Here is a 25,086-nt window from a genome sequence, read left to right as displayed (position 1 = left end):
CGACTGTGCTTATTAAGGCAGCCGATTTTTCCCTGTGCCTGAGTTTCGCACCTTCCTGTACGCGCGCCTCGCCCTTTCGGCCTCGGCGCGGCCTCTGTACCAAGCGGTGACTAGCTTTGGGAGCCACTCGCCGATCTTTTCAGGGTGCCTAATTGTGTACAGGATAGCAACCAAGATCAGTGCTGCCGCTCCACCTATGCTTGCTGCTGTTGTAGTGAGCAGGTCCAAAATAGGAGGGGTGCTCATCGCCGCCTGCCGTCGCGAGGAGCTGAACCCTCGTAAACGTCTCTCATGGTCCCTCGCCAAATTAACGCTTCACAATTGCTTTATGGGTGGGATGAAGCAGGTCATGCTGTGCGCATGTGGGTAGAGTTTGCTGCTCCATGCCGTAATGGCCGCGCTCGCCGGGCGCCTGCAACGGTATGTCGGAGTAGCCTCCGTGAAAGCTGGTCGGGATTTACAGGCGATCGTTAACGACTCGGTGACCGTCAGTGCAGTGTCCGCCAGAGGCGGTACGCACGCTCGTCGCCGTCTGGGTGGCCGAAAGTGGCGGCTTTCTTATACCACGCTATCGCTTCCGTTACATCTGCCTCAGATTCGGCCATGATCCCGAGCTGGAACGCGGATAGTGCATCCTCCTTGTCTGCTGCTAGGGATAGGTAGACGCGGGCCGCCGCAAAGTCTCGCGCACGCTGATATCCGAGGGCGTATCTACGCGCCTCTTCCAAAGACTCTTGGATGGACGCTGGTGGAGTGTATTCACGATTTGCAACTGCAGCCACGGCGGCCCAGAAACGGACGTCATCCACGTTGCCGTGGAGATGATGCAGAAGTGCAAGCTTGGCCGGCGCGTCGCTAGTCTTCGTCTCGCTCGCCTCCCGGAGCAATCGCGTGCCATACTCCTCGCCGAGCAGCTCAATCGTGTGTTCCCGGCGCGCCCCTGTAAAGTCACTTGAATCGTTTTCTTTCTTCCCAGGCTGGCTTCTCGGCGCTGCGCTTAAAGCCTTCCTGACGAAGGCGGTCGCCTCGTTGTAAACCTCCATGCGCTTTTCGTCGGACCAGCTCGAATATCGAGGATCGTCTAGGCGAAGGAGAGTCAGCATCAAGACAATCAACCCTGCCCGCCCTGGCCTTATAGTTGCGCCGCTCTGCCATCGACTTATTTGCGATTCGTGGATCGAGCAGGTCTTCAAGCTCGGGTCGATGTCAACAAAGTCCCGGGCTGTGGAAGCGGATTGCTTAGCGATACTGCACGGGCGATGTCCGCGATCGGCGATCGCGTCGCGGATCAGCCGAGCTGTCTCAGGAAGCGAATCCGCGGTGGTGCCAATGGGCATGGCAGGCCCCTTAGGGATGAACGGCCGACACTTCGGGAAAATCATGCCATAGGCCAATGACGCCCGGAGTCGAGTTCCGCGCGTTGTCGGGTTGCATTTTCTTGCACTTCGTCCGGGACCGGCGCATGTTTGCTGTCGGCCAGGAAGCGGGTCCCTCAAGCAAGTCGGCTCGGTAGCTCCGGGAGGGCAGCCTCAGGTCACTGGTCAGGGATTTCTCTGCGTGCGCTGAGATAGAAGCCGATGAGTAGGGATTCTCAGTCGCCGGAGCGTGGCGACACACCAGGGCATCGTTCGGGGCCTATCGGAGGTGCTGCCTAAGAGGCGATCGCCTGACCGGCGCCCATGGCGTGCAAGACGGTGCAATTACGTGCACCTTGCACGGTGCTCTTGGCGCTTTGCTATTGCATATTTGATCTGTAACATACTATAAGCGTCTGGCGAGGCTCTGCAGCTGCCGGGGTCTCGTGCTTGTTGCTACCGCTCTCACCAATCGGTGCTGCCGTCGAGCATGGGCGAAGCATGGCCATTGAGCAGTGGGAGCAAGCGAGGGATGCCGCTCTGAACTTGGTCAGACGGAATGGTGAGCCGACAGGAATCCCATCGTCCGCTCAATCCATGGTCATGGGGTGCGTTCCCCTTGATCCATGAGGTGGGAATTGAGCACACCGCTTCGGCTTTGAAGTCCGCAGTCAGACGGACTGCTACAAGCTGCCATGCTTGATCATTTAGCATCGTCTCATATTCATGGCGGGATAGGAATAGGACGAGGCGATGCCGACGTAGTGATGCTTTAATCTCGAGGTGCAGGCAAGTATTGTCGTCAGTTCTGACATCGATATCGTATCCGTAGGCATCGGAATGCTGGGACACGTGCTCAACATGCGCGTTGGTCGATTTTCTGAGTAGTTCGACTAGAGCGCGTTCGCCTGCTGCACCGATCCTGGCTCGCTGAGCGAGATCAACCTTGCCCCACAGAGCGTGAAGCTGTCTGAACGCCTCAGAAGTGCTCAGTCCGATGACCTCTGAGGCTCGCAGAGCGTCGTCCGGTAGTTCGCCTGGGCTCTGTACGAGGACATCCGCGTCCTGAAACCAGGGAAGGCTTTTCAGCGTCGCTTCGAAGACCCGCTCAGCGATGCTGCCTGGCGTCTGTGCGTCTTCAAGCAGGCCCGCCTCACTGAGCCATCCGTACGCTGCGTCGTACTGCGTGGGCGTCAGGTCGCTGAAATCGGGGTGAGTAGTGAAGAGGACACGGCAACGCCGCTGTCCGATGGCCGGCAATCTCTCCAGCCACCGGACAGCAGCACGCAGGACGGGTTCAGGCGGCAGGGGCACGAAGGTGACCCATCAGGACCTGCAAGTCGAGCTTGTCGAGTCCGCCTCCGATGGCAGGTTCCTCGTACAGGTCCGCAAGTTCACGGACGGCTGGATCATCGAGGATGCTGCCCATGAACAGCAGTTTGTCGGCCAAGCGTTGTTCGACGAGTTCGTCAATGGTGCCCTCGGACGCCAGTACGGTGACTCTGGTCTCGGTGTCCGGGGGCAACCCCAAGCGGTGGATGCGGTCCAGGCTCTGGAGGAACCGACCGGCCGCGAAGTCCCGGTCGACGTAGACCGCGTCATGGCACTCGTGGTGCAGGCTGATGCCCTCCCCGAGAGTGGCGGGGTTGGAGAGCAACACCATGCATTTGGGGTCGTTCCTGAAGCGAGACAGCTCCGCGTCGCGGTCCTCGGTGCCGCCATGCACCATGGCCGGCTGGAATTCGCCGAGGATGCGATTGAGCGTGTTGAGGCTTCGTATGAAGGTGGACCACACCAGGGTCTTTCGACCTCGCTCGGCGTTGGCCGCGACAATCGCTAGGGTTTCCTGATACTTGGGGGACATCTCGTAGCTTGGCAGGTCACGCATGAGGGCTGAAAGCGGTGACGTGTCAGGCACCGACAGCGGCGGCACTCGGTACGCGAGCGGCTCATATCGTGTGGTCCCCACGGACAGCAAGGCGGGACTGGTCGCGGCCATGAGCATGTAGACGACGATTCTTCCCAGCGTAAGGAAGTCAGCCTCTGCGCCGGCGGCTCTGGCCGAGAAGCGTCCGCGCAAGGCGTTGTAGATCTCCTTGTGCAGAGGCGGCATGGGGACGACACGCAGGGCGGTCGTCACCGGGGGAAGGCCCAGCTCTCTCTTGGTCGTCCTGGTGAACAGCGGGCGCAGCACCTGGCTGGCCTTCGCAAGATCTCCGTCTCCGACTGCCTGGATGACCTTCTGCCGCCCGTGCCCAGGCCATACAAAGGCGAAGAGGTTCTCCAAATCCTTCGGGCCGTTGGGCGCGGGCGTGCCCGTAAGGATGAGCCGGTGCTTGGCTCTTGGTCCCAGGGCCAAGCACGCGGCGCCATACGTACCGTCGGCCCCCAGCTTCATTCTGTGTGCTTCGTCGAGCAGGAGCATGGACGGACGGGCGGACAGCCAGTAACCGAGATCGTTCGCGACGCCGTCGAACCGTAGCCGTTCGTAGTTGACGATCAGCGCATCGGCGGAGGGGTCGTTGTCTTTGCCGTAGACCTGCATACGCAACGGATCAGCGAGGCACTGCTGGTTCTCGAAGAGCCACGACTCGTAGCAGGATTTGGGCCCGACAACGAGGAGGCGTTCGACCCCGTCGCGGCGCAGAGCCTGAAAGACGCCCAAGCCCACGCGGGTCTTGCCGGCCCCAGGTACAGAGAAGTTTGCGCCGTGTCTCAGTGAGAGCAGCCGCGCGATGTCCCGGAGCTGGAACTCGGTGAGATCGCCTGTCCACGATGTGCCCAGCAACTGCGGAACATCGGCTGGAGTCACTTCGGTTGAAGGCTTGGCTCCGTCTAGCCTCTCGCCCATGGCTTGCGCGTCCGCGGCGGAGCCGGTTGCCAAGGCTGCGAGTTGTGGGTCCCAGACGACAGTGGCAGGTTCAGGCCAGGATGCTAGCGCGAGCAGGTTAACGAGAAGGTCTTCGACATCAACCTCAAGCTCGCCAGACATGCGCAGGACACCACTGCGGAACTTGAGCGCTAGGCGTTTGAGGTCCTCCTCGTGTTCGCTGCTGGCGCGTAGACGCGCCCTAGCAACTCCATCGCCGAAACCGATTTCCAGGCTGGCCTTTGAGGCGGTGCTCGGCATCAGTCTTCCCGCGTCGCGGCCAGCAGCCACTCAACCCCGTCGCCGGGCGAGCTGAAGGTCCGGCTCGCTTGTCTGGCAAGTCTCGCAAGGCTCTCTCGCAGCTCTAGCAGAGCGTCGTCGAAAGCGTCCTCGTCCAGAACGCGCTTCGCCTTGGCTTCAGCGAACTCCGTCGCACATTGCCGGACGTAATCCGCTGCATCGGTGAGACGCTCCTGAACAGCGATCTTGCGCTTCTCCAGCTGAGCGTTCTGGCCTGCTAGCTTCACCGCTACGTCGAACGTCTTGCGGGCGGATGTAATGAGCCGGCCTGCTTCTGCTTGCTCCTCCGCCTTTACCTTGTCGCCAGCCACGCTGGCTGCTTTCGCCTGAAGTAGCTGGTCGGTAAGGGCTTGAGCTGCTTTGACGGACACTGCAGCGTCGGGCAGCGAGACGCCAGGAAGTCCGGGGATGTTGACCGTTCCAGGTGCCTGAACCTGGGGGCGGAGCTCATCAGGCAGACGTTCATTCAGGTATCTGCTGTGGAAGTCTGCCTCTGCGAGCCGTAGCGAGGTCTTGGGATAGTTGAGCACGACCATCGCGAGCCTGGACTCTTTGAGCTGTTCAGCAGCCTCAGGATCAGTCTCGGCCTTCTTCGCGAAGTCTCGCTGGAGCTCTCGAAGCTTCTCCTGGTGCTCTTCGAAGTCGACGAGTCGCAGCTGTGCGCCGTCGCTGGTTTTGCTGCGTTCGATGGCCTCGTTGATCATCTGGTAGACCCAGCGGTCCTGACGGAGGGTCTTCACCTTGATGTTGAAGTCGCGGGCCACGTCCTCTTCGCGCCGCCCGCTGGCCAGCTCCTCCTCGATGGCGATGAGGCGGTTGATGTAGGAGTAGTCCCGGCGCTTGTCCCGTCGTAGCTGGAGGGCGAGTTCGACATTGTTGATGTCACGGCGGGAAGTGTCGGCGGGAAGCACGCCGACGCGGATGTCCTTGGTGCCTAGGTCTCGCAGGGCCGCACAGCGGGTGTTCCCGTCGACGATGATGCCGTCAGGGCTGATGATCCCCGGCTCCCGTTGCCCGAAGTCATCAAGCTCTTCCATGAGCGCCGTATAGTCAGGATCCGTCTGCTTGGGGTCGGAAGCCTTCTGGCGAAGGAGATCATGGAGATACGCCTGCGCGGACTCGCTCCACGGCGTCTGCTCCAGGACTTGGTTCCGCTGCGGATCCAGGGTCCTCTGGGCACGGATGCGGTGGGTATCAGGGTTGAAGTACAGCATGTCGACGGGCATCGAGATCACGTACAGGTGTTTCTGCTCGCCGCGCCAGTCGACCGTAATCTTGCCCCCGTTCTCAGACATGGCTTGCTTGAGACGCTCCTCCACCAAGGAGCGGATCCTCTCGCCCTCAGGGGGAACACCGAACTTCACAGCCATGCCGTTGCCTCCAAGGACTCTAATAGCAAGCACTCCAGGCATCATGATAGAGAGCGTTTACGAGACCCCGAATTGATTCAGAGGCCGCATCCCCGCCCGGAGAAGACGGAGCTAGACGCATGACGCTTCCCGCCTGGAACGATCCGCAGTACAAGGCTGGGACTATGGTGAAGTCCGCGCTGTGGCTTGTGCAAGTGGTTGGTGAGGGCAACACCTTCACTAAGGAGCAGGTCCGCCAGGCATTCCCGGGCGTTTCGCAGGTAGACCGGCGCGTACGCGATCTTCGCGACTACGGCTGGGTCATCCTCACCAACACCGAGGATGCCACGCTCACCGCCGAGGATCAGCGCTTCGTCAAGGCTGGCGTGCCGGTATGGGATCCTGCCGCCCGCCGAGCGGCAGCGCCCAACAAGGCGATATCAGCCAAGGAGAAGCAGGCTGTCCTGCAACGTGACGACTACTTGTGCACCGTCTGCGGGATCTCTGGTGGTGAGCCCTACCTTGAGGACTCGAATCAGACGGCAGTGCTCTCCGTCGTGCGCGTAGAAGTGGTCCTGCCAGATGGTAGCGAGGAGATACTCCTCGCTACTCAATGTAAACGCTGTCGTGCGGGGCGAGGCGGAGACCCGGTTCGTGCTGACGAAGTCCTCGCGAATATCAAGGCCCTCGAATCGCACGAGCTGCGGCGACTCAGCCGATGGATGCAGCGGGGACGTCGCGGCTCAACTCCTTTAGAGCGAGCGTGGGCTTCTTATCGGCGATTGCCTGAGGAAGCGAAGCGAGAAGTTCTTGCTGCTCTAGAGGAAGGGCAGCAGCAGTTGGACGGCTACGTTCAGCGATCGGGTTGATTGGCCCCAGAAATTTGCATAACGGACAAATCGGTGTAGAGATGTCCTCTGAGGCGGATCATCCTGCAGCTTGCTGTGTCGTACCGCCACCGAGCTGACCTGTCCCGGAGTGTCCGACCAGGTGTAGCCCACAATGAGTCATGCTTCGCGGGGCGCTTGGTGGCGCTCCACGGCGGTTGCAGTGCGGCTTACGTCGCCGGCTGCGATCGCCTCCACCAGTTCCGTGTGGACCTCTACCCGGTGCTCTAGGTAGGTGGTCGGGTCGGTGGTGGAGTCTGGGGTGGCGTGGGTGGAGAGGTCTGAGATGCAGCGGGTCATTGTCAGGTAGACCGCCTTGGCCAGGTGGTTTGGGGTTATGTCGGCTATGCGTTCGTGCAATGCCAGGTTTGCGCGGAGGAAGCGGTCTCGGTCGGACGTTGCGCGCCTCAATGCTGTGAGGAGTTTGCGTAGGGCGGTGATGTCGCCTTTGGTGCGGTGGCGGGCGGCGTCCAGGGCGATCAACGGTTCCAAGGAGTCGCGTACGGCTATGGCGTCGGCCACCGTTGTCGGCATCGTGCGGACCGAGAGCAGAGTGTGGCGGAGGCGGACTATTGGGTTGGGGGCGGCGACGAACAGGCCGCCGTTGCGGCCCGGGCGGATCTCCACCGTGCCGCGGTCGCTGAGCAGCCGGGCCGCCTCGCTGATCGTGGCGCGGCCGTAGCCCGACAGGTCGCGGAAGTCGTCCATGGTGCCGATCAGGTCGCCGGGGCCCAGGCCGCGGGTATCGATCATGGACTCGATGTCGGCGGCGAGGGATTCTGCGCGGGTCGGAGGTGAACCGGAAAACACCCGAACCATTCTGGTCAATTGAGCGCGGCGGCGCTACGCTCCGGGTCAAGCCTTTGGAGGACGATGTGACCCCGCTGCTGCGCCAGGTCCTGAGCCAGATCGACGGGCCCGATCCCCGGGTCAACGAGGTGGTCTCCGCGCTCGTCAAGCACCTGCACGCCTTCGTCGAGGAGGTGCGGCCCACCGAGCGCGAGTGGATCGCGGGGCTCGACTTCCTCATAGAGACCGGGCAGATGTGTACGCCGCATCGGAACGAGTTCATCCTGCTGTCCGACATGCTCGGTTTGACCAGCGCCGTGGACGACGTGAACAACGAGGGTCCCGAGGGCATGACGCCGTCCTCGGTGGAGGGGCCGTTCCACTCGCCCGCCCCCGTGCGGGAGCCGGGCGCCTGGATCAGTGAAGGGCCCGAGCGGGAGCGCGGGACGCCGACCGTGGTGCAGGGGCGGGTGCTCGACTGCGACGGCACGCCGCTGCCGGGCGCCTCGGTGGACGTGTGGCAGGCCAACGACACCGGCCTGTACGACACCCAGGACGACAGCCAGGACCTCGGCAACCTGCGTGGCCTGTTCACCACCGACGCGGATGGGCGCTACTGGTTCCGTACGATCCGGCCGAGCAGCTACCCCGTGCCCACGGACGGCACCGCGGGGCGGCTGCTCGGAGCGATCGGGCGGCATCCCATGCGGCCCGCGCACTTCCATTACCGGGTCACGGCCGCCGGATACCGGCCGCTGACCACGCATGTCTTCCTCGCCGGCGACCCCTATCTGGGCTCCGACGCGGCGTACGCGGTGAAGGACGCGCTGGTGCGCGAGCCGGTGCGGCGTACGGACGGGTGCGAGGAGATCACGTTCGACATCAAGCTGGTCCCGCTGGACTGGAAGGAGGGGCAGTGAGGCTCGTCGGGGTCCGCGTGCGCGGGGACGACGTCGTACGGGTCGCGCGGCTCGACGGCGACACGGTGACGCTGCTCGCCGAGGTGAACGAGTTCTGGGCCGACGCGCGTAGCCTGGTCGCCAAGGTGGCGGGCATCAGGGAGGGGCTGCGGCTGGCCGACGGCAACGTGACGCTCTCCACGGACGCCGTGACGTTCGTGCCGCCGGTGCCGCCGTCCGCGCGGGTGATCTGCGTGGGATTGAACTACCGGGCGCACGCGGCCGAGGGCTCCTTCGAGGTGCCTGAGCATCCGACGTTGTTCGGGCGGTGGACGGCGTCGCTGAGCGTGGGCGGGGTGCCGGTCGCGGTGCCGGCCGGTGAGGCGGGGCTGGACTGGGAGGGGGAGGTGGCGGCGTACGTCGCCGAGCCGGTGCGCGACGCCGACCCCACGACCGCGCTGAGGGCCGTGCTCGGCTACTCCACCTTCAACGACCTGACCGCGCGCCGCGCCCAGAAGCTCACCAGTCAGTGGACTTTGGGCAAGAACGCCGACCGCAGCGGCCCTTTGGGACCGCTCGTGACCACCGACGAGGTGGGGGATCTGCGGGACGGGCTGCGGGTGCGTACCAGGGTGAATGGGACTGTTGTCCAGGACGGCAACACCCGCGACATGATCTTCGGCGTCGGCGAGGTGCTGTCGCTGATCAGCCGTACGCTCACGCTCAACCCCGGCGACGTCATCGCCACCGGCACCCCCGACGGCGTCGGCTACGTGCGCACGCCGCCCTGGTTGCTGCAGCCCGGTGACGTGGTGGAGGTCGAGATCGACCGGCTCGGCGTACTTCGTACTCCCGTCACGGCCACCCTTCCCTGACCGCGCGCGCCCGGCGTGCGAGGCCGGGCGCGCGGCGGCCGTTTAACCGGTGGGAAACTGTCGGACCCCGGTGATACACATCAGGTCCGCGTACGCTCACCACACCGGCCGGGGAGACCATGTCCGTGACCACCAGCTCCGAGTTCGTCGTGACCGGTCCGCGCTTCGACCGGCGCGGCCCGGTGCGCTGGCTCTGGTCCCACCTGCGCCGGCATCCGGTGCAGCTCGCCGGGTTCCTCGGCGGCTCGCTCGTGATGATCGTGCTCAACTCCGCCGTCCCGCAGCTCACCGGCGCCGCGTTCGACGCCGTGCTGGGCGGCGGTGGCGGCGCGGCCCGCACGCTGGGGCTGATCGTGGTGACGCTGCTCGCCATCGTGGTCGCGCGCGGGCTGTTCGACCTGGTGGCCCGCATGTCCAGCGAAATGCTGGCCAAGCGGCTCGAACGCGACGCGCGCGACGAGCTCTACGCCAGCCTGCTCGGCAAGAGCCAGACCTTCCACAACCGGCAGCGGGTCGGCGACCTGATGGCCCGCGCCGCCAACGACATCAGGCAGCTGTCCTTCATGATCTCGCCCGGGGTCGATCTGATCGTCGACTCCGGGTTGCAGGGGCTGGTGCCGTTGTTCTTCATCGCCGCCATCGACCCTCGGTTGCTGCTGGTGCCCGGGGTGTTCGGGGTGATCTTCGTGTTCGCGCTCTGGCACTACATGCGCCAGCTCAACCCGGTCGCGACGCAGATGCGGGAGCAGTTCGGCGAGGTCAACGCCGGGCTCAACCAGGCGGTCCGCGGCATCGAGGTGATCAAGGTGATGGCGCAGGAGGGGCAGGAACGCGTGCGGTTCCGTGCCAACGCGCGCCGCTACCGGGATCTTTTCGTACGCAACGGGCTCGTCCAGGCTCGCTATCTGCCGACGTTGCTGTTCGCCTGCGCGCTCGCCGGGGCTCTGTGGCACGGCCTCTATCTGCAGGGCATGGGTGCGATCACCGTGGGCGACCTGGTGGCGTTCATGGGGCTGATGGTCATGCTGAGCTTTCCCACCCAGATGTCGATCTTCACCTTTTCGCTGGTGCAGATCGGCATCGCGTCCTCCCGGCGCATCCTCGGCATCATCACCGCCGAGACCGAGCTGCACCAGCCCGCCGACGGGCACGCCGGCCGCATCTCCGGCGAGATCGTCTTCGAGGACGTCACGTTCGGCTACGACGACGGGGAGCCGGCGCTGCGCGGGGTCAGCTTCACCGTCAAGCCCGGCGAGACGGTGGCGATCGTGGGGGAGACCGGGTCGGGCAAGAGCACGCTGACCAAGCTGGTGCCGCGCATCTACGACGTCACGTCCGGGCGCATCCTGGTCGACGGCGTGGACGTACGCGCATGGGACCTCGACTCGCTGCGGTCCCAGATCTCCACGATCGAGCAGGACATCGTGCTGTTCTCGCGGTCCGTGGCCGAGAACATCGCGTTCAGCATGGGGCAGCGGGCCGATCGGGAGGCCGTGATCAGGGCGGCTGAGGACGCGCAGGCCGCCGAGTTCGTGGCCGAGCTGGAGGACGGCTACGACACGGTGATCGGGGAGCGTGGGGTCACCCTGTCGGGTGGGCAGCGGCAGCGGCTGGCCATCGCGCGGGCGCTGCTCACCGACCCGGCGATCCTCATCCTCGACGACTCCACCAGCGCCATCGACTCCGCCACCGAGGACAAGATCCAGCAGGCGATCGGGCGGGTGCTCGAAGGGCGTACGACGTTGCTGATCACCCATCGGCTCTCGCAGATCCGCTGGGCCGACAAGGTCGTGCTGTTGCGGCGGGGTGAGCTGGTCGACTGCGGGACCCACGACGAGCTCATCGCGCGTAGCCGCCTTTATCGCCGCATCTTCGCCCATTACGACGAGGCCGACTACGCCGGGCCCGATGACGGCGCGTCCGGAGATGGCGGGTCCGCCGGCGGGTCCGCCGGCGGAGCGGCTGGTGACGGGGTGTCCGGTGGCGGGGCGCAGGCGCTCGCGCAGGAGCAGGGGGGTGTGCGCTGATGGGCTTCATCATGGACGGCCTCGACGCCGAGGACTACGACCGCACCTACAACGATCGTGACCTGTTGCGCCGCATCCTGGCCTACTTCCGGCCCAAGCTCGGGTCGATGGTGCTGGTCGCGGTGATGATCGTGCTGTCGTCCACCAGCCAGGCGTTCGTGCCGCTGCTGACCAGCCACGTCGTGGACGCCATCGCCGACGGCTCGATCGGGCGGGTCGGGTGGATGTTCGTGCTGGGGCTGCTGGCGGCGGGGGCGCTCGGGTGGGTGTTCAACTTCGTACGCCAGTCGTTCAGCTCGCGCGTCACCGGCGACGTCGTGCTCAACCTGCGCGAAGACGCCTTCGACGCGGTGCTCGAGCGTGACATGTCCTTCTACGACGAGACCCCGTCGGGGCGCATCGTCAGCCGGGTCACCTCCGACACCGACGACTTCGCCACCGTCTCCACGTTGACGATGGACCTGATCAGCCAGGTGCTGATGGTCGGCATCGTGACGGCGCTGCTGTTCCTGCGCAGTGTCGAGCTGGCGCTGCTGACGTTGCTGGTCGTGCCCGTGGTGGTGGGGCTGGCGCTGCTGTTCAGGCGGCTCGCGCGGGCCAGCACCCGCCAGGCGCAGCGCTCGCTCAGCCGGGTCAACGCCAACCTGCAGGAGACCATGGGCGGCATCGCCGTCGCGAAGAACTTCCGCCAGGAGCAGCAGGTCTACGACGAGTTCCGGCCGATCAACCGGCAGAGCTACCAGGTGACGTTGCGGCAGGGGTTCGTCTTCTCCGGGATCTTTCCGGTGCTCTTCCTGGTGGCGGGGCTGGCGACCGTCGCGCTCGTCCAGCTCGGCGGCTCGGCGGTGCTTCGTGGCGGGTTGACCGCCGGTGACTGGTATCTGTTCCTTCAGGGGGTCGCGCTCTTCTGGATGCCGCTCACGTCCATCGCGGCGTTCTGGTCGCAGTTCCAGCAAGGGCTGTCGGCGTCGGAACGGGTGTTCGCGCTGATCGACGCGCCGCCCCGGGTCGTGCAGACCGACGCGAAGGCAGTCGGGCGGCTGGCCGGGCGCATCGAGTTCCAGGGCGTGACGTTCGGGTACGACCCCGCGCACCCCGTACTGCGTGACTTCGACCTGACCATCGAGGCGGGCGAGAGCGTGGCCCTCGTCGGGCACACCGGGGCCGGCAAGTCCACGCTCAGCAAGCTGATCACCCGGTTCTACGAGTTCCAGGACGGGAAGCTGCTGATCGACGGACACGACATCCGTACGCTCGACCTCGGCTCCTACCGGCGGCAGATCGGTGCGGTGCCGCAGGCTCCGTTCCTGTTCAGCGGCACCGTCGCCGACAACATCCGCTACCCGCGGCCCGACGCCACCGACGAGGAGGTGCTGGCCGCCGCCTCGGCCGTGGGCGACGGCGACTGGATCGAGGCGCTGCCCGACGGGCTGCGCACCGACGTCGGCGAGCACGGGCGGGCGCTGTCGATGGGGCAGCGGCAGCTCGTCGCCCTGGCCCGGCTGCTCATCCAGGACCCGGCCATCGTCGTCCTCGACGAGGCCACGGCCAGCGTCGATCCGCTGACCGAGGCGCAGATCCAGGAAGGGCTCGACGTGGTGCTCGCCGGCCGCACCTCCATCGTCATCGCCCACCGGCTGTCCACCATCGAGCACGTCGATCGCATCATCGTGCTCGACCACGGGCGCATCGTGGAGGAAGGCGACCACGCCTCGCTGCTGGCGCGCGGGGGCCGTTACTGCCAGGTCTACAACACCTACTTCCGTCACCAGTCCCCGAACTACCGCGCGGGGACGGGCTTCGTCCCGGTCAGCGAGACCCAGCTGACCGGCTCGGCCTGATCGGCTCGGCCTGATCGGCTCGGCCTGACCGGCCCAACTGACCGGCTCGGCCTGATCGGCTGGAGTCGGTGGTGGGTGCTTCGGGTTGGTTGGTGGCCGGGGGTCCGTGGCGGTGGGTGGGTTATGAGGCCGTCTGCTTGCGGGCTTGGGCGCCCAGGTTGGGGACGCCGAGTTGTCTCTTGAGGAGTTCTGCCTCGTGGTCCGGGAGTTCCCGGCGGATGGTCAGGGCGTTGTCCATGAGGGGGTTCGCCGTCAGGCGGACCTGGCGGACGCCTTCCGCGAACGCCTCGGGGTCCCAACCACCTGTGACCTCGGCTTCTGCGGCCATTTTTGTGATCGGCTCCGGGGCGGGTGGGGTGGCTATGCCGAGGCGGGTGGTGAGGCGGTCGCCTACCAGGAGGCCCGCCAGGTAGCTGCGGCCTGAGATCGGGGAGCGGCGGGGGCGGGGGTCGGTGCCGTGGACCCAGGCCGTGACGACCTCCGCGACCAGGCGGGCGGCGGCGTGGCTGGGGCGGTCGGAGAGGCCGAGATCGCCGAGGTCGTACTGGTTGGTGGAGATGACCAGCACCACGCGGTCCTTCGTCCAGCCTCTGGTGAAGTGGTTCCAGCCCCACAGGTACTCGCCGCCGTGGCCGATGTACGGGTGCTCACCGCCGTCGAACACGTTGAACACGAAGCCCACCGAGGACTCAGCGCTCGGGCCCATCAAAGTGCCGCCGGACGCCTGGGCGGTGAGCATCTGCTGAGTGGTCTCCGGCGCCAGCAGCCGAGCTGAGTCCAGGCCGCCGCCGTTCAGGAGGGCCAGGATGAAGCGGGTGTGGTCGGACGGCGTGGTCAGCGCCGAGCCGGCCGGCCAGTCGCCGGGGTAGCGGGGCGGCAGGGTGAGGCGCAGGCCGGGCAGGGTGGCGTAGCCGGTGGAGCGGCGGGCCAGCACGTCTGCGGGCACGTGGTCGGGGTGTTGAGCGGGCGGGAACACGGTTGAGGCCATCCCCAGCGGGGCGAACACGTGTCGCGCCACCCACTCCGAGAACGTCACGCCGTCGGGGTTGAGCAGCTCGACCAGGTGGCCGACCAGGGCGATGCCGATGTTGCTGTACGTGTAGCGCTCGCCGACGGGAGCGGCCCAGAAGGGGAGCAGCGTGCCCCCGTACGCGTCGGACCGGGCCTCGGTCAGGACGCGCCGCAGGTGCTCGCCCAGCGAAGGGGGCGGGACGTGGTCCCAGTTGCCCATGTTCGTGCCCAGGCCGCTGCGGTGGGTCAGCAGGTCGCGCAGGGTGATGGAACGTTCCCCGAGCGGGTTGCTTACGTGCTCGTCCAGCGGGTCGTCCAGGCCGATCACGCCGCGTTCGACGAGCTGGAGGGCGGCGACGGCGGTGTACGCCTTGCAGTCGGAGCCCGTGGGGCCGACCGTGTCGGGGGTCATGGGGCGGGCGGTGGCGACGTCCGCCAGCCCGTACGCCCTGGTCAGCGCCACCTCGGTGCCCACGCCGACGGCGAGCGAGAGGCCGGGGGCGCCGCAGTGGCCGAGGATCTCCGGCGTGAGGACGTCCAGCGCCTCCGCCAGCTTCTTGATGTCCATGCGTCAACGATGGCCTTGACGCTCCAGAAGTGTCAAGGATTACGTTGACAGCATAATGGGATAGTGCCCGAGCTACCCGACCTCACCGCCCTGCTGTCGATCGTCGAAGAGCGCAGTGAGGCCGCCGACCCCTTGAGCCGCCTCACCGTCGCCGAAGGCGTGCTGTCCGAGCTGGAGGGGGTCGGCGACCGGCTGCTCGGCTACCTCGTCGAGCTGGCCAGGGCCGAGGGCTGCTCGTGGTCCGACATCGGCGACCACCTCGGCATCAGCCGCCAGGCAGCGCAGCAGCGGTACGGGCGCCGCTGGTCCAGCCTGACCGTGGCCGACCTCGCGCAGTCGGGCGCGTTCGACCGCTACACCGGCCGCGCCAAGCAGACCCTGGAACGGGCAGAGGCCCACGCCCGCCGGCGAGGGGCCACCGCCGTGGCGGCCGATCACCTGCTGCTCGGCATCCTCGACGATCCGCAGACGCTGGCCGTACGGGCGATCGCCGCCCAGGGCGCGGACCCCGCCGCACTCAGGGCCGACCTGGAACAGCAGGTCACCGAAGGTTCAGGGTCTCCCGCGACGCTCCCCATCGGCGCCGACGCCCGCCGCGCCCTCCAGGCCGCGCTGGTCGAGACGGCCGAGCTGCGGCACAACTACGTCGGCACCGAGCACATGCTGCTCGGCCTGCTGCGCGAGAAGTCGGTCGGCCTGCTGCGCGAGCGCGGGGTCATGCTCGAACCGACGCGTGCCGCCGTACGGGCGGCGCTGGAGGCGATCCTGCGCGCCCGGGAGGGGTAGCGAAGGCGGGTTGAGGCGCAGAAACCAGCACGAGCGTGGCGAGGGATTCGAACGCGGAGACGACCCAGAGGTGGTGTCGCGAGGGCGGGAAGGTGACGTGGGTTCACATGCGTTCACATGCGTTCACGTGCGTCACGTCGGTTCACGTGGGTGGCGGGGGTCGGTGGTACAGCTAGCGCTACCTTGCGCCGGCCCGTATACGGGATCGCGACGGCCTGACAGCGCTCAGTAGCGTTTACAGCATGATCACTCGACGCACCCTCCGCTGGACCGGCGCCTCCGCTCTCGCCCTCGCCGTCCTGGCCGGCCCCGCCGTGACCGCCGCCCACGCCGCCGCCCCCAAGGCGTCTTTCCAGGACGTTCTCGACGACCTGATCACCAAGGACAAGTTCCCCGCCGCCATCGCCACCGTCCAGGACAAGGACGGCGAGATGACCGACTACACGGCAGGCAAGGGCGAGCCGCCCGCCGACGGGTACGTCCGCATCGGCAGCAACACCAAGACCTTCACGGCGGTGACGATCCTGCAGCTGGTCGGGGAGGGGAAGGTCAAGCTGGACGGCCCGGTCGAGAAGTACCTGCCTGGCCTGCTGCGCGGCAAGGGCGTCGACGGCCGCCGCATCACCGTACGGCAACTGCTCCAGCACACCAGCGGCCTGCCCGAGTACACCGACTTCCTGGCGAAGGGCGCGCTGCCGTACCAGCACACCTACTTCCAGCCCCGCGACCTGCTCGACATGGCGCTGAAGAAGAAGGCCCAGTTCGCGCCCGGCAAGAAGTGGTCGTACACGAACACGAACTTCCTCGTCGCCGGCCTGATCATCGAGAAGGTCACCGGCCGCCCGGCCGCCGAGGAGATCGAGAAGCGGACCGTCAAGAAGCTGGGCCTGGAGCACACGTACTTCCCGAACGTCGGCGACCAGAGTATCCGCGACCCGCACCCCACCGGCTACCACCGCGACGACCCGGCCAAGCCGATGACCGACGTGTCCACATATGAGCCGTCCGGAGCCTGGACCGCCGGCCAGATGATCTCGACACCGAGCGACCTCAACCGCTTCTTCACCGCACTGCTCGACGGCAAGCTGCTCAAGCCCGCGCAGCTCAAGCAGATGCGCACCACGGTCAGGGCGCCGGAGCTGGGCCCCGGCGGCCGGTACGGGCTCGGCATCAGCGCCGTCAAGCTGTCCTGCGGGGACACGGCTTGGGGTCACGGCGGGGCGATCCCCGGTTTCTACACGACGAACGCGGCCACCGAGGACGGCCGTGCAGCCGCCGTCGCGGTCACCCATCTGCCGACGACCGCGCCCGCCCAGCAGCACGTCGAGGCCGCCCTGGACACGGCCCTGTGCGCGAAGTCCTGAGTCGGCCCTGAGCCGATCAGCCGTTGTCCACGAGGCGGGCGGGGAAGCCGCCCGTCGCGATGGGGCCCCAGCGGTCGATGGTGATGCGGATCAGCGACTTGTCCTGGCGGCGCATGGCCTCGCGGTATTCGTCCCAGTCGGAGTGCTCGCCGGCGATGCACCGGTAGTACTCGACCAGCGGCTCCAGCGCCGCCGGCATGTCGAGCACCTCGGCCTGCCCGTCGACCTGCACGTAAGGGCCGTTCCAGTCGTCGGACAGCACGCACATCGACACGCGGGGGTCGCGGCGGGCGTTCATGGCCTTGGCGCGGTCGGGATAGGTGGACACCACGATCCGGCCTGACTCGTCCACACCGCACGAGACCGGCGAGAGTTGCGGGCGGCCGTCGGCGCGGGTGGTGGAGAGCAGGCCGTGGTGGCGGGGGCGGAGGAAGTCGAGCAGTTCGGGGAGCTCGACGCGGCGGGCGGTGGCGATGCTCGGTGCCATCTGCAGATGCCTCTCATGACGCAGTCAGTGCAACAAGCCCGATCCTGCCACCCGCCCGGCGACGCTCTTCACAGGGTGGTCAGTCCGACGCCGGCCAGGACGAGGCCCGCCGCGCAGGCCACGGTCCTGATCGTGTTCCAGCGGGTCCAGCGCGGCGCGTACTCCTGGTAGGACATGGTGCCGGCGTCCAGGGCGTTGTTCATCGGAACGTTGATCGCCATCGTGACGAGGAACGACCCGACCGCGTTGACCGCCGCCGCGGCGTAGAACCACGGCGAGCCGCCGACGATCCCGGCCGCCAGCGCGGTCAGCGGCGAGCCCATGAAGGCGATGTACAGCCACGGGTTGAGGATCTTCCGGTTGATACTGCGCATCGCCGCCTCGGCCTGGGCGGGGTCGATGGCGTTCAGGCCCGGCATGACGGACATGGAGAAGGCGTAGAACAGGCCCGTGAGGGCGCCGTGCAGCAGGAGGGTGATGAGAGCCAGAAGCATCATGCCTTCATGGTGGCCCGCAGCAGGTGAGACGGGCCATGGTCGTCCCACTCATTCGCATAAGAGAGCGTCTCAAGGTCGCTGTGACGGGCGTCACGTTCGCTGTGTGCATTCGTCCACAGTTGATCTGCTTGGGTCTCCGTAATGTCCCTGTCAACGGATCACACCGACGACGGGGAGGAACCCGAAATGCGTAAGACTCTGGCGATCGCTGCTCTTGCCGGTTCGATGGCTGTCACCGGTCTGGCGATGACCGCGCCCGCCCAGGCCTCGACCGGGACCAGCTGGGGGAAGGTGTTCTCCAGTGACCACAAGGCGTACACGTTCGGTAAGACGTGGAAGTCGCACGGCAAGGTCTACACGAAGTGGTACGGGGTGGACAAGCGGGGCGGGAAGAAGGGCTGGGTCTGGTTCGAGGTCTACCAGAACGGTCACTGGACGAAGTTCAACAAGGCGTGGGACGGCAAGGTCGTCGGCACGTGGAGCGGGCACGGGATCAAGAAGGTCTACACGTTCACCTGCTGGGCCGGGAAGTTCGACAACTGCGGCAAGAAGTACCGCATCTACTAAAACTTGGGGGCGGCCCCAAGCGTGTCTCCCCGCGTCGTGACCGGTGATCGGGCGAGGCTTGCCTGGACAGGTTCCGGCCCGACAGGCAGGCTCTCATGCTCGGACGATCCTTCGCCGCCCTCGCCCTGACCACCGCCGTTCTCACGCATCCGGCTCCGGCGCACGCGGTGACGCTGGAGCAGAAGCTGGCCACGCTCGCCGCGTTCACCCAGCCCACCGACGCCAGCTCAGCCGCCTGGCGGGGCGCCTGGTCCGACCAGGGCTCCTGGGCGGCGTACGCCTTCGACTGGACCACCGACCAGTGCTCGGCCAGCCCCGACAAGCCGCTCGGCTTCGACTTCAGGATGCCCTGCACGCGGCACGACTTCGGCTACCGCAACTACAAGGCGGTCAGCCGGTTCACGGAGAACAAGGCGCACGTGGACGACGCCTTCCTGCACGACCTGCGCCAGGTGTGCGCCGGTCACGAAGGGGCGCGCAGGAGGGTGTGCGAGCGGCTCGCCTGGTCGTACTACCAGGCGGTGCGGCGGCTCGGCGCGCTGGTGCCGGGGGACAGGCTCGACGAGTTCGCCTGATACCGGGGGACTCCGGGCGGTAGTCTGCTCGCGATCATCGTCGTCGCGGGCGGAGGGGGATGCGGTGCCAGGCCCGACGCGCGACCCGGAGCAGGTGGGACCGTACCGGATCGTGGGGCGGCTCGGCGCCGGCGGGATGGGGGTCGTGTACGCCGGCGTGGACGCGGCCGGGCAGCGCGCGGCCGTGAAGCTCATCCACGACTCGCACGCCGCCGACCAGGAGTTCAGGGCGCGGTTCCGGCGCGAGGTCGCGATGCTGCGCCGGGTGCGGGGCGCCTACTGCGTACGCATCCTGGCCGACGGCGCCGGCGCGGCGCAGCCCTGGCTGGCCACCGAGTACATCGCGGGCCGGACCCTGACCCAGCACGTCGCCGAGCACGGCCCGCTACGCGGCGACGAGCTGTACGGCCTGGCCGCCGGGCTCGCCGAGGCGCTGACCGCCGTGCACGCGGCCGGGGTCGTGCATCGTGACCTGAAGCCGTCGAACGTGATGCTGTCGCCGGACGGGCCCCGGCTGGTGGACTTCGGCATCGCCCGCGCCCTCGACGGCACCGCCCTGACGGCGACCGGCCACGTGGTGGGCTCGCCCGGGTGGGTGAGCCCCGAGGAGTACGCGGGCGGCCCGACCGGCCCTGCCGCCGACGTGTACGGCTGGGCGCTGGTCGTCGTGTACGCGGCGACGGGGCGGCAGCCGTACGGGAGCGAGCGGGCCGAGGTGCTCGCGCTGCGCGTGCTGCGGAACGCGGTGGACACCGCCGCCTTACCGCCCGCGCTCAGATCCTTGGCCGATCGGGCCCTGTCGAAGGCGCCCGAGCAGCGGCCGGCGATGGGCGAGGTGCTCGCGGCGGTCGCCACCGCGTGGCGCGGGCAGCCGGTCGCCCCGGTGGACGCGGTCGCCGACATCACCGACCGCGTCAAGCGCACCTGGCCGTCCCGCACGGGCAGCGCGACTCCCTGGCCGGATGCCGATCGGCCGCCCGCGATGGGCGGCGCGACGTCCTGGCCACCCGGCGCGACCGCCCGGCCCGGCGCCGCTGGGCCCTCGGGGCAGCCGGCGACCGTGCCGCCCCGGCGCCGCGTCAAGGTCGTGCCGATCGCGGCCGTCGCGACGGCCGCCGTGCTCACGGGCGTGATCCTGCTGAACACCCTCCCTGGCGCGACCACCGCCCAAGGACCGGACACCGCCCAAGGACCGACCACCACCGGCCGGCCGACCAGCACGACCAAGCGCGATGCCACCCCGGCGACCGAACCGGCCACCCCCACGTCGGCAGCCGCGCCCCGTACCCAGGCCGACCTGGCCGCCGCCCTGGACCTCGCGCTCAGCGCGACCCCCGCCGCGACCTTCTCGTACGAGGGCGGCTTCACCCAGAGCGCCGCCACCGCCGTGGCCTCCGGCCGCCTGCACCACGACGACGCCTCCGACTCCGACGCCTTCACCATGCACGTCAATCCCGCCGACGGCTCAGGAGAGGCGGACTACGTCATCGCGGACGACGAGCTGTACGTGGACCGGCCGGGCGCCCGGGCCCTGGCCCTGGAGCAGAAGACGGCCGACAAGCCGTGGTTCGCCCTGCTGGTCGCGGGTACCGCGGGACCGTCCGTCATCAGGGACGTCGTCCAGAACAGCACGACCTTCCAGGTCAAGGGCCGCACCTACGCGGGTGGCCTGCCCACCACCACGGTCGCCGGCCGGCTGCGGACCCTGCTCGCCTCCTGGCTGGGCGGCCAGGTGCCGGACGACGACAAGTCCTTCATCACGTACGAGCTGACCCTCGGCTCCCAGAACCGGCCCGCGAGGTTCGAGCTGGCGTGGAAGGTGCCGATGGGCTCGAACGGCACGTACGAATCGGTCTTCACCACCAAGTACGCCAAGTGGCAGGAGTCCGGCGAGATCGCCAAACCTTGAAACGGCCCGCCTTGATAGCAGGCGGGCCGTCAGAGGAGAAGGCTCAGCAGGAAAGGTTGCCGCCCGGCGAGACGCCGAGGATCTGGGTGAAGCGCTGGTAGGCGTTGATCCGGCTCTGGACCTGCGCCGGGTTGCCGCCGTTGCACTCCACGCGGCCGTTGATGCTGCGGATGGTCTCGCCGAACCCGCGGCCGTTGACGATCGCGTTGTGCGCGGTCATGGTGCCGGGGCCGTTCTGGGTCATCCAGTACCAGATGGCCGTCTTCCAGGCGACGGACGCGTCCTGCTGCACCAGCCACGGGTTGGTGAGCAGCGGCAGGCCGAGCGCGTCGCCGGCGGCCTTGTAGTTGTAGTTCCAGCTCAGCTGCATGGGGCCGCGGCCGTAGTAGGCGGACTGGCCGGCCGGGCAGCCGAACGACTGGCCGGGGTCGCAGTAGTGGGAGTAGTTCGCGGTGTTCTGCTCCACGATGTGGACGAGGCCGCCGGTCTCGTGGCCGACGTTCGCGAGGAAGGCCGCCGCCTCCTGCTTACGGACGGTGTCGCTGCCGGTCTTGGCGAAGGCGGGGTACGCGCTCAGGGCCGTGACGAGGCCGCTGTAGGTGTAGAAGGAGTTCCGGCCCGGGAACATCTGCTCGAACTGCGCCTGGCTCACCACGAACCCGGACGGGTCAGGCGGCGGGTCGGTGGGGCCGCCGCCGTTGCAGGTGTACGGATCCCAGTACCAGTGGCTGATCACCGGGTCGTAGCCGGGGTTCTCGTGGACGGCGATGTAGTGGTTGCCGTCGGTGTAGCGGACGATGCTGCCCACGGCGTACCACTGTCCCGCCACCCAGTTCGGGTAGCTGCAGGACGTCCCGCCGCCGCTGCCGCCTGTGCAGGTGCCCTGATCGGCCCAGACGGCGGCGCTGCCAGGCGTCTCGCCCTGGGTCCACCACTGGGCCCTCCAGTTGCGCCCGTTGTACGACGCCGTCGCCCCGCCGGTGTAGACCGCGGAGGAGCTCCAGGCGCCGGCGCAGGCGGCGGCGTTCGCCGCACTCGGCACGAGCACGGCGAGCACGCCCGCGGCCAGGCATAACGCCGCCAGGTGGGCCAGGAGTCTACGCACGTGACCACTCCCTCAATCTCTTAGGAAAGTTTCCTAAGGATTAACGGAGAACCTGCCCCCACGCAAGGCCCAAAGTCAGAGCTCCTGAAGCTGGAGCGTCCGGAGCGCGGCCCGCATGTCCGCCGGATGCTGGAACCGGTCATCGGGGTCTGATGCCAGGGCCATCATGATGACGTCGCGCAGGTCCGGCACGTGCGCGAGGGGCGCCGCGTCCACATGTCCCCGCAGGATGGCGTTCACGATCTGGTTGACGCTCGCCGCGTTCCCGTAGGGCGTGTCCCCGGTCAGGGCGAAGTAGAGGACGACGCCGAGCGCGTACAGGTCGGTCCTGATGTCGGCTTTGCCGTGTTCGAAGCTCTCGGGTGCCATATAGGCCGGAGTGCCCACGCTCGAATCGGCGAGGGTGACCTCCAGCAGGTCCGTCCGTTTCGCGATGCCGAAGTCGATCAGGATGGCGCCGCGTTCCGGCGTCATCATGATGTTGTCCGGCTTCAGGTCGATGCGGCTGACCCCTTGAACCTCCAGATACTCCAGCGCCTCGGTGACCTGCTCCCCGAGCCGCACCACGGCCGTGGGGCTCAACGGCCCGGACTCGACCACCATCTCCTTCAGCGTCATCCCCGGCACCAGCTCCATGACGATCAGCGGGGTGCCGTCCTCGTCGGCGGTCGCCTCCAGCGTTCGTACGATCCGCGGATGCCGAAGCTTCGTGACGATGTCCACCTCCCGCCGGAAACGGAGCAGCATGTCCGTGCCGTCCTCCGGCCGAGGGATCTTCACCGCCACCTCGCGTCTCGCCACGACGTCGCGCGCCCGGTACACCGTGCTCATGCCGCCGTAAGCGATCACCTCGACCAGCTCGTAACGGTCGGCGATGACGCGCAGCACGGATTCCAGTCCACGAGCAAGTACGGAGCCGGGGCCGGTGGTCGTGTCGCGGCCCCGGGCCATGGACAGTCGCAGTGAGACGTCCAGCGCCGCCCGCTCGTTCGCGTTCGCCCACGCGATGTCGAGCAGCCGCTCCCGTACGGAACTCGCCAGCTTGTACGCCACCGGACCGCCGTCCGGTTCCTCGTCCACGATGACCGTCACGTCCGGCAGCCTCGGATCATGCACCACGGTCAGGAAGCCCTGTGCGGTCAGGTGGCGCAGCAGCCGCTCCACATCGGGCTCGGCCGGCCGCAGCAGCGGATCCAGTTCGGGCTTCTCCTTCGGCCCGGCGATGTCCGCGGCGGTGAATGCGTCACCCTGCCTGCGCAGGATCCAGTCCATGACGAAGTAGCCGGCCATCCGCCACCGGTCGTCGTCGATCTCCACCTGGAAGAGCCGGTCCGATCTGCCCTGCCCGAAGTAGGCGTCCAGCAGTTCCTCGACCTCGGCGTAGAAGGCGATGCGCTTTCTGTCGTGCTCGCCGACCACGAGGAACGGGCGATCGTCGTCCCAGTGGACGAACTCGCCGAACTCCTGCAGCAGCCGCCGCGGGATGCCGCGCGCCTTGAACCGCAGGTACCGGATCACCTCCCCGACCTCCGAGGGCGGCGCCTCGTCGGCCAGTACGCCTCGTACCAGCAGGTCGGGCGCGTCCCAGCTGCACGGTACGTACCGTTGCCAGGCGAAGATGCTCTCGTAGACGCTGTTGCCCCTGCTCGCGTCCGTGACGGCGTGGTCGTGCAGATCGGGCCCGGCCGCCAGCAGGAAGTGCGCGCCGCGCATCGTCAGCGTGTTCTTGAGGTGGCCGAGCAGCTTCTCGACCTCCTCCAGCCCGGACGGCTCCGACGTCAGCTTGTCGACCTCGTCCAGCACGACGATGAGATGCACGCGCGGCCCGCGTCGCCGCCACCATTTCCTTCTCTCCGGACGGGAGAGCAGGTCGATGATGCGCCCGATGTCGTGCTCGGCGTCGCTGTCGGAGTAGGTCAGGTACGACGCCTCCATGGCCAGCGACCGGGTCCGCTTCGCCGTCAGCCCCGTGCTCGGCGCCAGCCATCCCGCCGGCCCGGTGAGCTTGGCCGCGACCGGCCCCATGCCGATGTTCAGCGCGGCGCTCTTCTCGGAGGCATCGGACCGCGTCTGCTTCAGCCCCAGAGACGTACGGATGTGCGCCAGCATCAGCGCCCGCCGCGTCCTGTCATCGAGCCGCTTGAGCACCCGCCGGTCCTGCAACGTCTCGTACAGCCTGCGGACGATCGCGAAGAGCAGCTGGTCGGGGGTCATCGGGCGGGCCACGTTGATGGTGATCGGCACCACCACCTCGTCGCCCGCCGATCCGATGCTCTCCAGCGCCCTGGCGATGACGGTGCTCTTGCCGACTCCCCTGAACCCGGTGATGAGGAACGTCCCGCCCCGCGAGTGGCGCAGCCGTTGCACCAACTCCTCGATGAGCTGCCCGTTGCCGAGCAGCGGCACGGCTTCCTCGCGGGTCGTGAGCGGCTCGTGGACGTACCTGTAGGACGTCTTCAGCGGCAGCTTCAGCTTCGGCTCCGATCTCCGCGCCCCGGGCATCGAGCGCGATCCTAGCGGCCCGACCGCGACGCCGCAGGTGCTCGCGCGGGCTCTTCGTCGGTGCCGGCACTACTCCTCTTCGGTCGCCGTCCGATCCGCGAGGCGCTCGTATCGCTGCCGGGCGGCCTGGGCGGTGCCGAGCCCCAGCCCGAACGCGATCTCCTGCCAGGTCATCCCCCGCCCCCGCGCCATCTCCAGCAGCCCGGCCTCCAGCGCGTCCATCTCACTCCGCACCATCGGAACAAGACTCAACGCGGCGGTGATGTCCGCCTGATCCACGGACGGCTCCCCGTCGTCGAAAGAGGCGGCCCCACTGAGCAGGAACGTCACCAGCCTGACGGCCTCATGAGGCCCGAGCATCGACAGATGAACCTGCCGGAGCCGCTGCTCGTCGGTGGCGGCATGCCGCTCGGCGATCCGGAAGAGGGACGCGTGGACCCGCTCGGCCCGCGCCTGCTCGGGGTGCGGCGCGGTGAAGGGGTCGGGTTGGTGGGAGTTCTGCATGGAACCACGGTGGCGCAGCC

The 25,086-nt window shown here is 67.5% G+C and carries 21 protein-coding genes; 10 read left to right on the top strand and 11 right to left on the bottom strand.

Annotated elements, in window-relative coordinates; translation table 11 throughout:
• Positions 1-488: 488 nt before the first annotated feature.
• From AB0K18_RS20495 to AB0K18_RS20480, 4 genes are all read right to left on the bottom strand, one after another.
• Complete coding sequence (locus AB0K18_RS20495) at positions 489-1,043, bottom strand: hypothetical protein (protein WP_364916235.1); 555 nt, start codon at positions 1,041-1,043, stop codon at positions 489-491.
• A 777-nt stretch (positions 1,044-1,820) separates the two neighbouring features.
• A complete protein-coding gene (locus AB0K18_RS20490; protein ID WP_364916231.1) occupies positions 1,821-2,669 on the bottom strand; it encodes a DUF3883 domain-containing protein in 849 nt (282 codons plus the stop codon).
• A complete protein-coding gene (locus AB0K18_RS20485) occupies positions 2,653-4,485 on the bottom strand; it encodes a DEAD/DEAH box helicase (RefSeq protein WP_364916228.1) in 1,833 nt (610 codons plus the stop codon). Before AB0K18_RS20485 ends, AB0K18_RS20490 begins: the two co-directional genes overlap by 17 nt.
• Positions 4,485-5,894 carry a transcriptional regulator gene (locus AB0K18_RS20480; RefSeq protein ID WP_364916225.1) on the bottom strand — a complete coding sequence of 470 codons (1,410 nt, stop codon included), beginning with the start codon at positions 5,892-5,894 and terminating at the stop codon, positions 4,485-4,487. Before AB0K18_RS20480 ends, AB0K18_RS20485 begins: the two co-directional genes overlap by 1 nt.
• Positions 5,895-6,013: 119 nt before the next feature.
• On the opposite strand from AB0K18_RS20480, the gene AB0K18_RS20475 reads away from it, so the two are divergent.
• Entirely contained in the window at positions 6,014-6,742 is a 729-nt protein-coding gene (locus tag AB0K18_RS20475) for a hypothetical protein (protein WP_364916223.1), read from the top strand.
• A gap of 138 nt (positions 6,743-6,880) precedes the next feature.
• On the opposite strand, the gene AB0K18_RS20470 is transcribed toward AB0K18_RS20475, so the two are convergent.
• Positions 6,881-7,513 carry an FCD domain-containing protein gene (locus tag AB0K18_RS20470; protein ID WP_364916221.1) on the bottom strand — a complete coding sequence of 211 codons (633 nt, stop codon included), beginning with the start codon at positions 7,511-7,513 and terminating at the stop codon, positions 6,881-6,883.
• Between the two features lie 110 nt (positions 7,514-7,623).
• Here AB0K18_RS20470 and AB0K18_RS20465 point away from each other — a divergent pair, with 110 nt between their 5' ends.
• The 4 genes from AB0K18_RS20465 (at position 7,624) to AB0K18_RS20450 (ending at position 13,191) form a co-directional block, all read left to right on the top strand.
• Positions 7,624-8,469, top strand: coding sequence for a dioxygenase (locus AB0K18_RS20465; RefSeq protein ID WP_364916219.1), 846 nt, complete (start codon positions 7,624-7,626; stop codon positions 8,467-8,469).
• Positions 8,466-9,323, top strand: a complete 858-nt coding sequence (locus tag AB0K18_RS20460) for a fumarylacetoacetate hydrolase family protein (protein WP_364916217.1) — start codon at positions 8,466-8,468, stop codon at positions 9,321-9,323. The genes AB0K18_RS20465 and AB0K18_RS20460 overlap by 4 nt, the downstream gene beginning before the upstream one ends.
• Before the next feature lie 125 nt (positions 9,324-9,448).
• Complete coding sequence (locus tag AB0K18_RS20455) at positions 9,449-11,350, top strand: ABC transporter ATP-binding protein (protein WP_364916214.1); 1,902 nt, start codon at positions 9,449-9,451, stop codon at positions 11,348-11,350.
• Positions 11,350-13,191, top strand: coding sequence for an ABC transporter ATP-binding protein (locus AB0K18_RS20450; RefSeq protein WP_364916211.1), 1,842 nt, complete (start codon positions 11,350-11,352; stop codon positions 13,189-13,191). The genes AB0K18_RS20455 and AB0K18_RS20450 overlap by 1 nt, the downstream gene beginning before the upstream one ends.
• A gap of 121 nt (positions 13,192-13,312) precedes the next feature.
• On the opposite strand, the gene AB0K18_RS20445 is transcribed toward AB0K18_RS20450, so the two are convergent.
• Positions 13,313-14,770: a serine hydrolase domain-containing protein gene (locus AB0K18_RS20445; protein ID WP_364916207.1), complete on the bottom strand. Its 1,458-nt coding sequence runs from the start codon at positions 14,768-14,770 to the stop codon at positions 13,313-13,315.
• A 63-nt stretch (positions 14,771-14,833) separates the two neighbouring features.
• Between AB0K18_RS20445 and AB0K18_RS20440 the strand changes: the two genes are divergently transcribed.
• A complete protein-coding gene (locus AB0K18_RS20440) occupies positions 14,834-15,556 on the top strand; it encodes a Clp protease N-terminal domain-containing protein (RefSeq protein ID WP_364916204.1) in 723 nt (240 codons plus the stop codon).
• Positions 15,557-15,798: 242 nt separating this feature from the next.
• On the top strand, positions 15,799-16,920 hold the full coding sequence (locus AB0K18_RS20435) for a serine hydrolase domain-containing protein (RefSeq protein ID WP_364916200.1): 1,122 nt from the start codon (positions 15,799-15,801) through the stop codon (positions 16,918-16,920).
• Positions 16,921-16,936: 16 nt separating this feature from the next.
• Here the strand turns inward: AB0K18_RS20435 and AB0K18_RS20430 are convergent, their stop codons facing one another.
• Together AB0K18_RS20430 and AB0K18_RS20425 are read right to left on the bottom strand one after the other, a co-directional pair.
• Positions 16,937-17,407: a PPOX class F420-dependent oxidoreductase gene (locus AB0K18_RS20430; RefSeq protein ID WP_364916198.1), complete on the bottom strand. Its 471-nt coding sequence runs from the start codon at positions 17,405-17,407 to the stop codon at positions 16,937-16,939.
• Between the two features lie 68 nt (positions 17,408-17,475).
• Complete coding sequence (locus AB0K18_RS20425) at positions 17,476-17,904, bottom strand: anthrone oxygenase family protein (RefSeq protein WP_364916195.1); 429 nt, start codon at positions 17,902-17,904, stop codon at positions 17,476-17,478.
• 186 nt (positions 17,905-18,090) lie between these two features.
• Here AB0K18_RS20425 and AB0K18_RS20420 point away from each other — a divergent pair, with 186 nt between their 5' ends.
• The 3 genes from AB0K18_RS20420 (at position 18,091) to AB0K18_RS20410 (ending at position 20,955) form a co-directional block, all read left to right on the top strand.
• Entirely contained in the window at positions 18,091-18,471 is a 381-nt protein-coding gene (locus AB0K18_RS20420) for a hypothetical protein (RefSeq protein WP_364916192.1), read from the top strand.
• A 95-nt stretch (positions 18,472-18,566) separates the two neighbouring features.
• Positions 18,567-19,046, top strand: a complete 480-nt coding sequence (locus AB0K18_RS20415; protein ID WP_364916190.1) for a phospholipase — start codon at positions 18,567-18,569, stop codon at positions 19,044-19,046.
• A gap of 64 nt (positions 19,047-19,110) precedes the next feature.
• Positions 19,111-20,955, top strand: coding sequence for a protein kinase (locus AB0K18_RS20410; RefSeq protein ID WP_364916187.1), 1,845 nt, complete (start codon positions 19,111-19,113; stop codon positions 20,953-20,955).
• Positions 20,956-20,998: 43 nt separating this feature from the next.
• On the opposite strand, the gene AB0K18_RS20405 is transcribed toward AB0K18_RS20410, so the two are convergent.
• From AB0K18_RS20405 to AB0K18_RS20395, 3 genes are all read right to left on the bottom strand, one after another.
• On the bottom strand, positions 20,999-22,060 hold the full coding sequence (locus AB0K18_RS20405; RefSeq protein WP_364916184.1) for a glycoside hydrolase family 19 protein: 1,062 nt from the start codon (positions 22,058-22,060) through the stop codon (positions 20,999-21,001).
• A 75-nt stretch (positions 22,061-22,135) separates the two neighbouring features.
• A complete protein-coding gene (locus tag AB0K18_RS20400; protein WP_364916182.1) occupies positions 22,136-24,562 on the bottom strand; it encodes a protein kinase in 2,427 nt (808 codons plus the stop codon).
• Between the two features lie 69 nt (positions 24,563-24,631).
• Positions 24,632-25,066, bottom strand: a complete 435-nt coding sequence (locus tag AB0K18_RS20395) for a DNA-binding protein (protein ID WP_364916179.1) — start codon at positions 25,064-25,066, stop codon at positions 24,632-24,634.
• Positions 25,067-25,086: the final 20 nt, after the last annotated feature.

Source organism: Nonomuraea sp. NPDC049421 (genome assembly GCF_040677005.1).
GTDB lineage: Bacteria > Actinomycetota > Actinomycetes > Streptosporangiales > Streptosporangiaceae > Nonomuraea > Nonomuraea salmonea.
Note: the sequence above shows the minus strand (reverse complement) of the source record. Positions and strands in the feature narration are given on the sequence as shown.